Origin of the sequence: Allostreptomyces psammosilenae (assembly GCF_013407765.1) — a bacterium.
Lineage (GTDB): Bacteria > Actinomycetota > Actinomycetes > Streptomycetales > Streptomycetaceae > Allostreptomyces > Allostreptomyces psammosilenae.
Genome location: NZ_JACBZD010000002.1, coordinates 1,103,816 through 1,117,368, shown reverse-complemented (window position 1 = coordinate 1,117,368; position 13,553 = coordinate 1,103,816). Strand labels below are relative to the sequence as shown.

The window sequence follows — 13,553 nt, the reverse complement described above, 5'->3', positions numbered from 1 at the left end:
GCTTCAGGACCGCTCGTCCGGGGCGGCGTCGCCCTCGGTGCCCGCCTCTTCCGCCGCCTCCGCGGTGCCCGCGGCTCCGGCCGTCTCGGAGTCCTCCTCCGGCAGCGGGTCGATCAGCCCGGGCGGGGGGTCCAGCACGACCCGGGAGCCGGCCAGGTCCACCTCGGGGACGAGCTCCGCGACGAACGGCACGAGGACCTCCCGGCCGTCCGGGCGGCGCACCTGCAGCAGGTCCTGGTAGGGCAGGTGGATCACCTGCTCGACCTCGCCGACCGCGGAGCCGTCCACGGTGACCGCGTCCAGGCCGATGAGCTGGTGGTCGTAGAACTCCTCGGGGTCCTCGGGGGTCTCCTCGGGGTCCACCTCGGCGATCAGCAGGGTGTTGCGCAGCGCCTCGGCGGCGGTGCGGTCGGCCACGCCCTCGAAGCGCAGCAGGAGCCGCCCGCTGTGCACCCGCCCGGTGGCGACGGTCAGCGGGCCGGCGGAGGGCGGGTCGGTGAGCAGGACGGCCCCGGGCGCGAGCCGGTGCTCGGGCTCGTCGGTGCGCACCTCGACGGTGACCTCGCCGCGGATGCCGTGGGCCCGGCCGATGCGGCCGACGACAAGTTGCACTGTCTGGGTCTCCTCGTTGTGTTCCCGCCTGCTTCCGGACGGGCCGCCGGGGCGGGGCCGGCGTCGGGCGAACGCTGAGGGGCCGGGAACCGGTTGGTGCTCCGGTTCCCGGCCCCTCGGCGTGTCCGTGGGTGGACGATCAGCGGACCTGGTCGACGTCGACGAGGTCGACGCGGACGTTACGGCCGCCGAGCGCACCGACGACGGTGCGCAGCGCGCGTGCCGTCCGGCCCTGCCGACCGATGACCTTGCCCAGGTCGTCGGGGTGGACGCGGACCTCCAGCACACGCCCCCGGCGCAGGTCGCGGGCGCTGACCTGCACGTCGTCGGGGTGCTCGACGATGCCCTTCACCAGGTGGTCGAGGGCTTCTTCGAGCATGCTCAGCCCTCGGAGGAGGCGGACTCGGCGGACTCCGCCTCGTCGGCCTTCTTGTCGGACTTCTTGGCCTTCTGGGTGATGGCCTCGCCCTTGCCCTCGTCGTCGGCGCCGCTGACGGCGGCCTCGAAGAGGTGGCTGAAGTCGCGGGTCTTCGGCTCGGCGACCTTCATCGGCTCCGGAGCGGGCAGGCCCTTGAACTTCTGCCAGTCACCGGTGACCTTCAGGATGGCCTCGACGGCCTCGGTGGGCTGGGCGCCGACACCGAGCCAGTACTGCACGCGCTCGGAGTCCACCTCGATCCGGGAGGGGTTCTGCACCGGGTGGTACAGGCCGAGCTCCTCGATCGCGCGGCCGTCGCGCTTGGTGCGCGCGTCGGCCACGATGATGCGGTAGTGCGGGGAACGGATCTTGCCGAGACGCTTGAGCTTGATCTTGACTGCCACGGGTGTGGATGTCTCCTGGTCTTGACGTGGGTGGGCGAGCGGATCGCCAGGTGGGGTTTCTGGTACCCGCTGCCCGACGGACACGCCAGCCGACGGAGAGAGGGGTCCTACTCGGCTGCCGGGTACGGCCGTCCATTCTGCCAGACGGGCCCTCCGCGTCCCAATCAGGACGCCGCCGGCGCCACCGGGGGTGGGACCCGGGCCGTCGGCGGGGCGGGGCGGCGGGGCGGGCGGCACATGCGGACCCCGGTCGCACCGGGCGCGGACAGACGGGGAGGGTGGTTCCGGACCGGCCAGCACGGTGCGCCGCGTAGCGCCCGGCGGACAGGCCCGGAGCCACCCTCCGGTTATCTGGCCCCCTGTGACCCTTGCTCGTGGTGGACTCGCCCCCTCGCGAGTTCCGGTGCCCCTCCCTCCCCCCCGATCGGTTGTCGCGGTCAGGCCGCGGATCTGCTCGGCTTGCGCCGGGCGTGGCGGGTGCGCGGGGTGTCGCGCTCCGCCATGGCGTCGGCCTCGATGGCGAAGGGCTTGCCGCACCCTCCGCAGAAGATCGGGGCCTGGGCGAGGACGGACGGGACGACGCGGACGTTGCGCCCGCAGCCGCAGACGGCCTTCACGCGGATGCCGCCTCCGGAGGAGGTGTGTCGGTCCGCCGGTCCCCGGAAGGCACGGCCGACCTCGTCCCCGCTGTTGACGGCGAAGTGGTCGCGCACGGCCTGTTCGAGGCGGGCGATGGTGTCGGCGTAGCGCAGACGGGTCTCCCGGCGCATCGTCACGAGGGAGAACCCACTGCTGGGGTGCGGGTCCGCGTCATGGTCGAGCCCGAGCTCGTCGGCGACCGCGAGGAACCGGCGGTTGTGGTATCGGCCCGCTCTGGAGGTGTCCCTGATTCCGCGGACGGCGGCGAGGCCGTGGACGGCCTCGTGCAGCAGCCGGGTGAAGGTCAGCTCGGTGCCGCAGGCCGTGGAGGCCTCGCCGATCAGCGACTCGGGAGCGGCCAGATCGGGCAGTTCCGGGTGATTCCGCTGGATGTCCTTCCATGCCGCGGCGAGTTCGGCCGCGAGGACAGGTGGTGTCGTGCTCACATCCGTGTCAACGATCACCGGGGGGCGGAGGGTTCCTTTCCGCCGGGGTTCTGGCCGAAAAAACTCGTGACAGTTCGCGGAAACGTTTCCACAGGCCTTAGGACCCCCGTCGTTCGGGACCTTGGTCCCGACTTCGACGCCATTTCGATATCAACGCCTCCCTGACTGCGCCCACTGCGCCCCGCCTGCACCAATAGGTGGAGCCGCCAGAGGCAGTCGTCTCGGGAGCGCCTTGCTTTCACGGATCCCGATCATGTAGTGACCCCGTCACACTGCCGTGCGTGCGCGGGCGCTACCGGGGCGTAACCGGGCCTCCGGAGGGCCGCCGGGCGGCGGCGGCGCGCCTCGGCCAGGATGCTCGTGCAGATGCACGGGGAGCACGGCCGTGCTCCGGGGCCGTTGTGGCCACCCGCGTGGTCACCCGCGCGCGGGGCGGTCGTCCGTGAGGGCGGCGACGAACGGCGGGACTAGAATGCGACGCCTCTCCAGAACCCCTAGACGAAGGCCCTTGAGTCCATGCGCTGGTCCCAGCTCTACGTGCCCACTCTCCGCGAGGACCCCGCAGACGCCGACGCGGTCAGCCACCGCCTGCTCGTGCGCGGCGGCTTCATCCGCCAGCTCATGGCCGGGCACTACTCCCTGCTGCCGCTCGCCGTGCGGGTGCGCGCCAAGATCGTGGACGTCATCCGCGAGGAGATGTCCCGGATCGGCGCCCAGGAGTTCATCCTGCCGACCATGCACCCGGCGGACATCTGGCACCGCAGCGGTCGCTGGGACGTCATGGGCGAGGAGATGTTCCGGCTCAAGGACCGCAAGGGAGCCGACATCGCCCTGGGCATGACCCATGAGGAGATCTTCACGACCGTGGCCGACGAGCTGCGGTCGTACCGGGACCTCCCGCAGGTCTGGTACCAGTTCCAGACCAAGTTCCGCGACGAGCCGCGGCCGAAGAGCGGCCTGATCCGGGTCCGCGAGTTCACCATGAAGGACTCCTACAGCTTCGACGCCGACGAGGCGGGGCTGGACCGCTCCTTCGACCTCCACCACGAGGCGTACCAGCGGATCTTCGCCCGGCTCCGGGTGCCGGCCATCCCGGTGCAGGCCTCCAGCGGAACCATGGGCGGCAGCGCCTCGGTGGAGTTCATGTGCCCGACCGAGGCCGGCGAGGACCTGGTCGTGCACTGCCCGTCCTGCGGTTACGCCGCCAACGTGGAGAAGGCCACCTCCCGGCTGGCCGCCGTCGAGGACGGCCCGGGCCTGCCGGCGCCGGAGCGGTTCGACACGCCGGACGTCCGCACCATCGAGGACCTGGTGCGCCGGCACGACGTCGCGGCCGACCGGCAGATCAAGACCCTGGTGTACGTGGTGGACGACCGCCTCACCCTGGTGCTGGTGCGCGGTGACCACAACCTGGTGGAGCAGAAGCTCATCGACTTCACCGGTGCCACGGCCGTCCGGCCCGCGCGTCCGGAGGAGATCAAGGAGGCGCTGGGCGCCTCGCCGGGCAGCCTGGGCGCCGTGGGCGTCAAGGACCTGCCGGTCATCGCCGACGAGGCGCTGCGGGGCCGCCGTGACATGACCACCGGCGCCAACACGGACGGCGTCCACGTGCGCGGCGTCGACGTGGAGCGCGACATCGCGGTGGAGCGCTGGGCGGACCTGCGCGAGGTGACCGCGGACGAGCCCTGCCCCACCTGCGGCACGCCGCTGCAGGTGGTGCGCACCGTCGAGGTCGGCCACATCTTCAAGCTGGGACGCAAGTACACCGAGACCCTCGGGGTCTCCGTCCTCGGTCAGGAGGGCGAGCGCGTGGTGCCCATCATGGGCAGCTACGGCATCGGCGTGGAGCGCGCGATGGCGGCGGTCGTCGAAACGCACCACGACGAATCCGGCATCATCTGGCCGGTCAGCGTGGCCCCCTTCGAGGTGGCGGTCGTGGCGCTGAGCACCAAGGACGAGGCGGTGGTCAAGGCCGCCGAGGAGCTGTACGAGCAGCTGCGCCGGGAGCGCGTGGACGTCGTCCTGGACGACCGCAACGAGCGCCCGGGCGTGAAGTTCCGCGACATCGAGCTGGTGGGCATCCCGTTCCGGATCACCGTGGGCGCGCGCGGGCTGGCCGAGGGCACGGTGGAGGTCACCGTGCGGGCCACCGGCCAGACCGTCTCGGTGCCGGTGGGCGAGGCGGCGGAGCACCTGCGCAAGCTGCTGGTCGCCGCCGGCGAGGAGTGACGGCGGGAAGGACTCCGCTCGCCTAGGGGCGGATCGGGGACGCGACGACAGGACGCCGCGCGGCCGGGCTCTCGGAAGGGCCCGGCCGCGCGGCGTTTTCTCGTGCCGGAGCGCCGCGGCCGGGGACGACGGAGCCGGGGGTCGGGTCGGGCCGGGGCGAGCGGGGGCGGGGGCGGCTCAGGGGGAGTCTTCGGGTGAGGCGTGGAGGAGGACGGTCTCGGCGGGGTCGAAGCGCACCGTCACGGTCGCCCCCTCGGGTGGGGCGTCCCGGAGGCGGGCGGCGGCCTCCAGGCGGGGGCCGCGCTCGGGGCGCAGGACGATGCCGACGTGGTCGCCGCGGAAGGTGTGGGCGACGACGGTGGCACGCAGGGCCGAGGGGGCGTCGGCGGGACCGTCGGCGTGCGGCTGGCCGGCGCCCGCGTCGGCCGGTGCGAGCAGCACGCCGTCCGGGCGCACCAGGAGGTGCCGCCCACTCGGCCCGGGGGCGGCGTCGGGGTCCTGGGGGTCGGCCACCGGGACCGGGCCCCACGGCGTCTCGGCGACGCCGCGCTGGATCCGCCGCACCGGTACGACGTTGTCGAAGCCGAGGAAGCGGGCGACGAAGGGCGAGGCCGGGCGGAGCCACACCTCCTGCGGGGTGCCGCTCTGCACGACGCGCCCGGCGCGCATCACCACCACGCGGTCGGACATCGCGAAGGCCTCGCCCTGGTCGTGGGTGACGGCCAGGACGGTGGTGCCGAGCTTCACGAAGAGCTCGCGCAGTTCGAGGACGAGCCGTTCGCGCAGGGCTCGGTCGAGCTGCCCCAGGGGTTCGTCGAGCATCAGCAGGCGCGGGCCGGGCGCGAGGGCGCGGGCGAGCGCCACCCGCTGCTGCTCGCCGCCGGAGAGCGCCGCCACCGGGCGGTCGGCGTAGCCGGCCAGGCCGACGAGGTCCAGGAGCCGGTCGACGACGGCGCGGCGCTCGGTGGGGTCGGGGCGGTCGCCGCGGCGGCGGGTGCCGAGGCCGAAGGCGATGTTTCCGGCGACGTCGCGCTGCGGGAAGAGGGCGTGGTCCTGGAACATCAGGCCGACGCCGCGCCGGTGGGTCGGGATGTCGCGCTGGTCCAGCCCGTCGAGGAGCACGGCGCCGGCGGAGGGGGTCTCCAGGCCCGCGACGAGGCGGAGCAGCGTGGACTTGCCGCCGCCGCTGGGGCCGAGCACGGTGACGACCTCGCCGGCGTGCACGGTGAGGTCGACGTCGCGGAGGGCGTAGCTGTCGGGGGCGGCGTCGGGGTAGCGGGCGCTGACGTGGCGCAGTTCCAGCAGTGGGGCGTCGGTGGCGGCGGGCGGCATGGTCAGAAGTCCTCGGAGCGGTCGATGCGGATTCTCTCCAGCACGAGCACGACGGCCGCGCAGACGACCATCAGCAGGACGGAGAGCGCCATGGCCTGGCCGCTGTTCATCTCGCCGGCGCGGCCGAGCAGCCGGGAGATGGCGACGGGCACGGTGGGGGCGTCGGCGCGGGCGATGAAGATCGTGGCGCCGAACTCGCCGAGCGAGACGGCGAAGGCGAAGCCGGCGGAGACGGTGACGGCGCGCCAGGCCATCGGCAGGTCCACGGCGCGCCAGGCCCGCCAGGGGGAGGCGCCGAGCACGGCGGCGGCCTCCCGCAGGCGCGGATCGACGGCGCGCAGCACGGGGAGCATGGTGCGCACCACGAAGGGGATGCCGACCAGGGCCTGGGCGAGGGGGACGAGCCAGGGCGAGGAGCGCAGGTCGAGCGGGGGCTGGTCGAGGGCGACGAGGAAGCCGAAGCCGACGGTGACGGCGGAGGTGCCGAGCGGCAGCATCAGCAGCGCGTCGAAGCCGCGGACCAGGCGGCCGGCTCCGCGGGTGAGCGCGGCGGCGGCCAGACCGCCGACGACGAGGGCGATGGCGGTGGCCTGGAAGGCGTAGCCGAGGGAGGTCCGCAGGGTCTCGACGGCCGGGACGTACAGGGTGCTGTCGGCTCCGCCGCTCAGCAGCGCCCGGTAGAACTGGAGTCCGTGGCCGCCGTCCGCGGCGCGCAGGGAGCGCTCGACCAGGACGGCCAGCGGGAGCACCAGCAGCACCACGATGACCACGACGTTGCCGGCGAGGAAGGCCCACTGGGCCCGGCCGCGTGGGCGGCGGGCCGCGTGCCGGGCACTGACCAGGGTGAGGGCGGTCTCGCGGCGGCGGGCGAGGCGCGCCTGTACCAGCAGCATCAGGCAGACGGCGCCGAACTGGAGCAGGGTGAGGACGGCGGCGGTGGGGAGGTCGAGGAGCTGGGCGGTCTGCCGGTAGATCTCGGTCTCCAGGGTGGAGATCCGCGGTCCGCCCAGGATCTGGATGACGCCGAAGGAGGTGAAGGTGAACAGGAACACCAGCAGCGCGGCGGCGCCGACGGCGGGGGCGAGGGCGGGCAGGGTGACGCTGCGCCAGGCGCGCCAGCGGGAGGCGCCGAGGACCTGGGCGGCCTGTTCCTGGCGGGGGTCGAGATGGGCCCAGAGCCCGCCCACGGTGCGGACCACCACGGCGTAGTTGAAGAAGACGTGGGCGGCGAGGATCGCCCAGACCGTCCCGTACAGGTCGACGCCCAGGGCGCCGTTCGGTCCGACGAGGGCCAGGAAGGCGGTGCCGACGACGACGGTGGGCAGCACGAAGGGCACGGTGACGGCGGCGCGGAGCAGTCCCCGCCCGGGGAAGTCGAACCGGGCGAAGAGGTAGGCGCCGGGGAGGGCGACGACGAGGGTGAGGAGGGTGGAGGCCGCGGCTTGGCCGACGGTGAAGCGCAGCACGTGCCAGGTGCCCGGGTCGGTGAGCACGTCGCGGACGGCGTCGAGCCGCCAGTGCCCGTCGGGGCGCAGGCCGAGGGCGACGATGGCGGCGACGGGGCGGAGGAAGAAGACGGCGAGGAAGGCGACGGGCAGCGCCATCAGCGCGGCGCGGACCAGTGCCGCGCGCCGGGCGCCGGCGCGCCGTCCCTCCCCCGTTCGGAGGGGCGGCGTGCCGGGTCCGGGGGCGTGCGGCTCGGGCGGCGCCGGGGGCCCGGGCGCCGAGGACCGGGGCGCGGGGGGCTCGGGCGTCGGGGGCTCGGGGGCCCGGGCCGGCGGTGTGCGGCGGCCGGGGTGAGGGGCCCGGGCCGCCCGCGTGGCGTCGGCGCGGCCCGGGCGGGCGTGCGCGGTCACCGAGGGGTCACCTCAGCACGACGCCGGTCCAGTCCTCGATCCACTGGTCCCGGTTCTCGGTGATCAGCGCGGGGTCGAGGGAGTGGGAGCGCTCCGGCTGCTCGGAGTAGGCGGTGAACTCCTCGGGCAGTTCGGTGCCGTCCACGGCGGGGTTGACGAACATCTGCAGGGGCATGTCGCGCTGGAACTCGTCGCTGAGCAGGAAGTCGATCAGCTGCTGCCCGCCCTCGGGGTTGGCGGCTCCCTCCAGCAGGCCGGCGTACTCCACCTGGCGGAAGCAGGTGCCGGTCACCACCCCGGTGGGCGCCTGATCGGGCTTGGTCTCGGCGTAGATCACCTCGGCGGGCGGGCTGGAGGCGTAGGAGACGACCAGCGGCCGGTCTCCCTGGCTGCCGGCGGCTCCGGAGAAGCGCGTGTTGTAGGCCTCCTCCCAGCCGTCGACGACCTCGACGCCGTTGTCGGCGAGCCGGCTCCAGTAGTCCTGCCAACCGTCCTGTCCGTACTCGGCCACGGTGCCGAGGAGGAAGGCGAGGCCGGGCGAGGAGGTGGCGGGGTTCTGCACGACGAGGAGGTCGCGGTAGGCGGGGTCGGCGAGGTCGTCGAAGGTGGTGGGGACCGCGAGGTCGTGCTCGGCGAAGTAGGACCTGTCGTAGTTGACGCAGACGTCGCCGTAGTCGACGGGGGTGACCCGGTGCCGGTCGTCGGTGGTCAGGTCGTCCCTGACGCCGTCGAGTCCGGCGGCCTCGTAGGGGGCGAAGACGCCCTCGTCGAGGGCGCGGGACAGCAGGGTGTTGTCGACGCCGAAGAGCACGTCGCCCTGGGGGTTGTCCTTGGTGAGGATGGCCTGGTTGACGACGGTTCCTGCGTCGCCGCCGCGCAGCACCTCGACCTCCAGGCCGGTCTGTTCGGTGAACCGCTGGAGGACCTCGTCGGAGACGTTGAAGGAGTCGTGGGTGACGAGGGTGACGGTCCCCCCGTCGGAGGTGTCGCCGCTGGTGGCGGGGTCGGATGAGCCGCATCCGGCGAGGACGGCGCCGAGCGCGGCGGCGGTGAGGGTGGCGAGGGCCGGCGCGGGGATCCGCTGGCGCAGGCTGGTCATGGTGGTGGCCTCCGGTCTCCCGGGAGCCCGCAAAGGCACCCCGCGCGTCGGCCGGTGCCGGCCGCGCGGGTCGTCCCTCCGCTGGCATTACCCAGAGCAGGTTCGACGGGTCAGCGGCATCTCACCGTCCGGAGGCGCGGGCGGTTGTTGCGCAGTCGACGGTGGTTGGCTGCTCGCCCGCGGCGTTCCGGCGGATACGGCCGCACTCTCAGCCCGGCTGTCCCGAGCTCCCCGGCGGAGACGTTCCTTCCGTGTCCGCTCGAACATCCTAGCGGCGTGTCGGGGGAGGGCCGCGGCCCTCCCCCGGTGGCCGGGCGCGGGCCCGCGACGGGGCCCGTGCTTCAGCGTGCGCTGGAGTACCGGGTGGGGCTCGCCGCGTCCGCCGGGACGGGGGCCGCCTCCAACGCCTCGTTGGCGGCCTCGGCCGTCGCCGCGGCGAACCGTTCGGCCGCGGCGGGCGGCAGCGCCTCCGGGGCGCGGGTCACCGGCACGCCGGGCAGTCCGGCGCCGCCGGCCGCCCCGTGGGCGGGGCCGCTCTGGCTGAGGCCGACGCCGACGAGGGCGACGGCGCCGCCCAGCACGGCGACGGCGCTGGGCAACTCGTCCAGCAGCAGCCAGCCGCACAGCACGGCGCCCAGCGGCACCGCGTACATCAGTGCCATGGCCCGGTCGACGCCGGCCGCCATGGAGCGCGTCCACAGGTACTGGCCCGCGGCCAGCGCGACGGCCCCGAGGAAGAGCACGGCCCCGCCCTGCCCCGGGGTGAGGGCCGTCAGCCGCTCGACCCAGTCGGCCGGACCGGTGGTCAGGAGCAGCGGCAGGGCGGCGGCGAGGGCCGCCCACATCTGCGCCACGGTGAGGGTGAAGGGGTCCCAGCGGCGCAGCAGCCGGCCCTGCGCGGCGGCGAAGGCCGCGATGACCAGTGCCGCGAGCAGCAGGTACGCGATGTTCAGGCCGGCGGAGAGTCCGGCGCGCTGGCCGAGGGCGACGGCGGCGGTTCCGGCGAAGCCGAGGCCGAGGCCGGCCCAGGCGCGGCGGCCGAGTCGTTCCCGCAGCACCAGCACGGCGATCAGCCCGGTGAACAGGGGGGACGCGTTGAGGATGAGGCTGGCGGTGCCGGCCCCGACGCCGGTCTGCCCCAGGCAGACGAGCAGCAGGTAGCCGGTGATCCCGGTGGCTCCGCCGAGTGCCACGGCCGGCAGGTCCCGTCGCCACCCCTGCGGCGGGCGGAAGCGGCGGGTCAGCACGGCGCAGCCGGTCAGCAGGACCGTGGCGATCACGACGCGGAGGACGGCCAGTTCGGCGGGGCCGAGCGCGCCGAGCGCCAGGGCGGTGGCGGCGTAGCCGGGGCACCACACCAGGACGGTGGCAATGTCGGTGAGTGCCGCCGCGCGGCGCCCGGGGCCGGGGGCGGTGACCGGCACGGTGGGCACCGCCCGTGGTGGCGCGGCCGGGGCTGCCGCGGCCCGGTTGACGGGGGTGGCGGCGTCCGCCAGGGACGGGGCGCGGCCGGGGAGCGGCCGGCCTCCGGGCGTGGCGCGGGCCGCGGAAGGGCTGGAGGGCAGACGCATGGGTGGAGACCGCCTTGGTGGTGCCGGGTCAGGGGCCTCGACGTGTGTGTCGTGATGCGCGCATCGCGGACGGGACCGTGCCGTGGGCGGTGTGGGCGGCGCGTGCCGCGTCACCGGTCGGGTCACGGCACCGGCCGGGAATCCGGGCAGGGCGGAACAACCGTTTCGAGGGGGGTGGGGGCGCCCGGAGGGGGTCGCCCGTGTGCGCCCGAGTCGGGTGTTCCCGTGTGCGCGGAACGATGCTAGGTCAGCTCGTCGCCGCTCAAACATGATTCGGGCGTGACTCCGGTCACTTTCCCGCCGGGTCCGTCGTCTCCGGTTGGAACTCGTACCGCCACAGGCGCCGGGAGCGCCGGGCCCGGGGGTCGGCGGCCCTGCGGTAGTGCAGCGTGTAGCCGGGTTCGTCGCCGTCCGGCGGCACGGGGACGTCGTAGCGCCGGGGCGGGTTGCCGAGCGGGCCGACGGGCACCGGCAGCACCCGGCCGTCCAGGGGGCCGCCCACGAATTCCACGTCTTCACTGCGCACGCCCCCATCCTCTCCGACGGGCGGCGCGGGCGGCGCGGGCGGGACGCCGGGGGCGCGCCCGGCCCGCGGGGACGGAAGGAAGAGGGGGTAAGGAGGCCCGAAGGGTGCTGACGCTGCTCCGCAGAACCGTTTAGATGGGACAGGGCGTCTGTCAGACGCATCACCGGTGCACCCGCCGCGCGGGGGAGCGAGGGCGCACCAGCTCCGCCGGCACGGGCGGTTGACGATGAGGCAGGGGGAGTCCTGGTGGAGGGACGACTACTGGGCGACGGCCGCTACCGACTGGTGCGGCCGCTCGGCAAGGGCGGCACGGCCGCGGTTTGGGAGGGCGTCGACCTGCGCATCGAGCGCCTGGTGGCGATCAAACTGCTGCACCCCACCACCTCGGTGCCGGACGCGGAGGAGCGCCTGCGGCGGGAGGCGAAGGCGGCCGGCAACCTGGCCAGCCAGTACATCGTCCGGGTCTACGATCTCGGCCGCGGCCCCGTGGAGGACTCCGAGCCACTGCCCGGGGAGGGCCCCGCGGAGGCCGGCGAGCAGGTCTACATCGTCATGGAGTACCTGCGTGGGCGGACCCTCGCGCAGATCCTCGCGGAGGAGGGCCGCCTTCCCGTGGAGCGCGTGGTGCTCTGGGGCCGGCAGATCGCCATGGCGCTGAGCACCGCCCACGCGGCCCACGTGCTGCACCGGGACATCAAGCCGAGCAACGTCCTGGTGACCGACCAGGGGGTGAAGGTGCTGGACTTCGGCATCGCGCGCTTCCTGGAGACCGTGCGGGTGCCCACGCTGGGCGGCGAGGCGACGGCCGGGGTGGCGACGATGGCCGACCTGACCCGCGGCATGCTGCTCGGCACGCCCGCCTACATGTCGCCGGAGCAGGTGCAGGATCCGGGGAACCTCGACGTCCACTCGGACCTGTACTCGCTCGGCTGCGTGCTGTACGAGCTGCTCACCGGCGCTCCCCCGTTCGGCCACGGGGAGCCGTTCGCCCTGTGGACCCGGCACGCCAAGGAGACGCCGCGGCCGCTGCGCGAGCAGCGCCCCGAGGTGCCGGAGGAGCTGGAGGAACTGGTCCTGCAACTGCTGCGGAAGCGGCCGGAGGAGCGCCCGCGCAGCGCCGAGGAGGTGGTCCGCCGGCTGCTGCCTCCACCCGCCCCGCCCCGCCCGGACGACGTGCTGGCGCGACTGCGCCGGCAGTACGCGGAGGCGGACCGGCTCGGGGCGACCGACCCGCGGGAGGCCGTCCGCCGGCTGTCCGAGGAAGTCCTCCCGCAGGCCCGCTCGCTGCTCGGCGAGGACCACATCATCGCCCTGCAGGCGACGTGGCGGCTGGCGCACTGGACCGGCGCGACCGGCGACGCGCGCGGCGCGTACACCCAGTACTCGCAGCTGGTGCCCCGTTGGGCGCACGCCTACGGACGGGTGCACCCGACCACCCTGGAGCTGCGCAGCCTGCAGGCGCGCTGGGCCGGACGGGCGGGGGAGGCGGCGCTGGCGGCCGAGCTGACGGCCGCGCTGGTCCGCGACAGCGTCGAGGCGCTTGGCGGCACGCACCGTGACACGCTGTGGCGGCGGTACCGCCTGGCCCACTGGACCGGCAAGGCCGGCTCGCCCGCCGAGGCCGTGCGGCAGTTCCGAGAGCTGCTGCCGGTCGCCCGGGGCGAGCTGGGCGAGGAGCACCGCCTGGTGTCCCGGATCCGCTACCGGCTGGCCTGGTGGACGGGCGACGGCGGCGACCCGCACGGCGCCGTGCGCCTGTTCCGGGAGCTGGTGGGCGACTACCTCCGGCTCTTCGGGACCGAGCACCCGGAGACCCTGGCGGCACGGAGCGGGCTGGCCTGGTGGACCAGCGAGGCCGGTGATCCGGCCGCGGCGGCGCGGCTGTACGAGGACCTGGTGCGGGACAGCGTCGCGACGCTGGGCCCGGAGCACGCCGAGACGCTGGTCGCCCGGTACAACCACGCCGAGTCGGTCGGGGCGGCCGGGGATCCGGCCGGAGCGGCGCGGCTGCTGCGCGAGCTGGTCGCCGACACCACCCGCGTCCTCGGCCCGGACCACCCCGACACGGTGGCGGCCCACCGGGCGCTGGAGGCCTGGGAGGGCTGGCGGCCGGAGTCGGACGGCTGACGGTTCGCCGCCGTTCGGCGCTCCCCGAGGCCGGTGCCACGCCCGTCGCCATGGGCGGTGCCACGCCGGTCGCCATGGGGAGGCGCGGGCTCCGGGTCACTTGCCGCCCCGGCGGCCACCCGTTCGTGGCACGGAGCCGGCAACCGTCGCGGGCCCGGCGCACGTCCACGAGGCGACGGCCGCCGTGGTGGTCCGCCGGATGAGGCGCGGAGTCCGCCCGCGGGGCGGCGCCGGCTGCCTGGAACGCGCAGGTCCCGAACCGGACCGCGCGGGGCGGCGCCGGGGTGGCCGTCG

Annotated in this window: 11 protein-coding genes; 2 read left to right on the top strand and 9 right to left on the bottom strand. The window is 74.7% G+C overall.

What is annotated here, in order from left to right:
- Window positions 1–3: 3 nt before the first annotated feature.
- From rimM to FHU37_RS26895, 4 genes are all read right to left on the bottom strand, one after another.
- On the bottom strand, window positions 4–612 hold the full coding sequence (rimM, locus tag FHU37_RS26910) for a ribosome maturation factor RimM (RefSeq protein WP_179817222.1): 609 nt from the start codon (window positions 610–612) through the stop codon (window positions 4–6).
- A 139-nt stretch (window positions 613–751) separates the two neighbouring features.
- Complete coding sequence (locus FHU37_RS26905; RefSeq protein ID WP_179817221.1) at window positions 752–991, bottom strand: RNA-binding protein; 240 nt, start codon at window positions 989–991, stop codon at window positions 752–754.
- A 2-nt stretch (window positions 992–993) separates the two neighbouring features.
- A complete protein-coding gene (gene rpsP / locus FHU37_RS26900; RefSeq protein ID WP_179817220.1) occupies window positions 994–1,434 on the bottom strand; it encodes a 30S ribosomal protein S16 in 441 nt (146 codons plus the stop codon).
- 437 nt (window positions 1,435–1,871) lie between these two features.
- A complete protein-coding gene (locus tag FHU37_RS26895) occupies window positions 1,872–2,519 on the bottom strand; it encodes a hypothetical protein (protein ID WP_179817426.1) in 648 nt (215 codons plus the stop codon).
- A gap of 516 nt (window positions 2,520–3,035) precedes the next feature.
- Between FHU37_RS26895 and FHU37_RS26890 the strand changes: the two genes are divergently transcribed.
- Window positions 3,036–4,748, top strand: coding sequence for a proline--tRNA ligase (locus tag FHU37_RS26890; RefSeq protein WP_179817219.1), 1,713 nt, complete (start codon window positions 3,036–3,038; stop codon window positions 4,746–4,748).
- Between the two features lie 177 nt (window positions 4,749–4,925).
- Here FHU37_RS26890 and FHU37_RS26885 read toward each other — a convergent pair whose 3' ends face one another.
- The 5 genes from FHU37_RS26885 to FHU37_RS26865 all read right to left on the bottom strand — a co-directional run bounded on the left by FHU37_RS26885 (window position 4,926) and on the right by FHU37_RS26865 (window position 11,132).
- Window positions 4,926–6,080, bottom strand: a complete 1,155-nt coding sequence (locus FHU37_RS26885) for an ABC transporter ATP-binding protein (protein WP_179817218.1) — start codon at window positions 6,078–6,080, stop codon at window positions 4,926–4,928.
- Between the two features lie 2 nt (window positions 6,081–6,082).
- Window positions 6,083–7,684: an ABC transporter permease gene (locus tag FHU37_RS26880; protein WP_179817217.1), complete on the bottom strand. Its 1,602-nt coding sequence runs from the start codon at window positions 7,682–7,684 to the stop codon at window positions 6,083–6,085.
- Window positions 7,685–7,943: 259 nt separating this feature from the next.
- A complete protein-coding gene (locus FHU37_RS26875; protein ID WP_179817216.1) occupies window positions 7,944–9,035 on the bottom strand; it encodes a thiamine ABC transporter substrate-binding protein in 1,092 nt (363 codons plus the stop codon).
- 341 nt (window positions 9,036–9,376) lie between these two features.
- On the bottom strand, window positions 9,377–10,606 hold the full coding sequence (locus tag FHU37_RS26870) for a DMT family transporter (protein ID WP_179817215.1): 1,230 nt from the start codon (window positions 10,604–10,606) through the stop codon (window positions 9,377–9,379).
- 289 nt (window positions 10,607–10,895) lie between these two features.
- A complete protein-coding gene (locus FHU37_RS26865; protein WP_179817214.1) occupies window positions 10,896–11,132 on the bottom strand; it encodes a DUF8847 domain-containing protein in 237 nt (78 codons plus the stop codon).
- Window positions 11,133–11,378: 246 nt separating this feature from the next.
- On the opposite strand from FHU37_RS26865, the gene FHU37_RS26860 reads away from it, so the two are divergent.
- Complete coding sequence (locus tag FHU37_RS26860) at window positions 11,379–13,259, top strand: serine/threonine-protein kinase (protein WP_179817213.1); 1,881 nt, start codon at window positions 11,379–11,381, stop codon at window positions 13,257–13,259.
- Window positions 13,260–13,553: the final 294 nt, after the last annotated feature.

What these genes read in the sequence shown, in the direction of transcription:
- FHU37_RS26890 (WP_179817219.1), top strand. Translation starts at nt 3,036, where the DNA reads ATGCGCTGGTCCCAGCTCTACGTGCCCACTCTCCGCGAGGACCCCGCA.
- FHU37_RS26905 (WP_179817221.1), bottom strand. Translation starts at nt 991, where the DNA reads ATGCTCGAAGAAGCCCTCGACCACCTGGTGAAGGGCATCGTCGAGCAC.
- FHU37_RS26875 (WP_179817216.1), bottom strand. Translation starts at nt 9,035, where the DNA reads ATGACCAGCCTGCGCCAGCGGATCCCCGCGCCGGCCCTCGCCACCCTC.
- FHU37_RS26880 (WP_179817217.1), bottom strand. Translation starts at nt 7,684, where the DNA reads ATGGCGCTGCCCGTCGCCTTCCTCGCCGTCTTCTTCCTCCGCCCCGTC.
- FHU37_RS26885 (WP_179817218.1), bottom strand. Translation starts at nt 6,080, where the DNA reads ATGCCGCCCGCCGCCACCGACGCCCCACTGCTGGAACTGCGCCACGTC.
- FHU37_RS26870 (WP_179817215.1), bottom strand. Translation starts at nt 10,606, where the DNA reads ATGCGTCTGCCCTCCAGCCCTTCCGCGGCCCGCGCCACGCCCGGAGGC.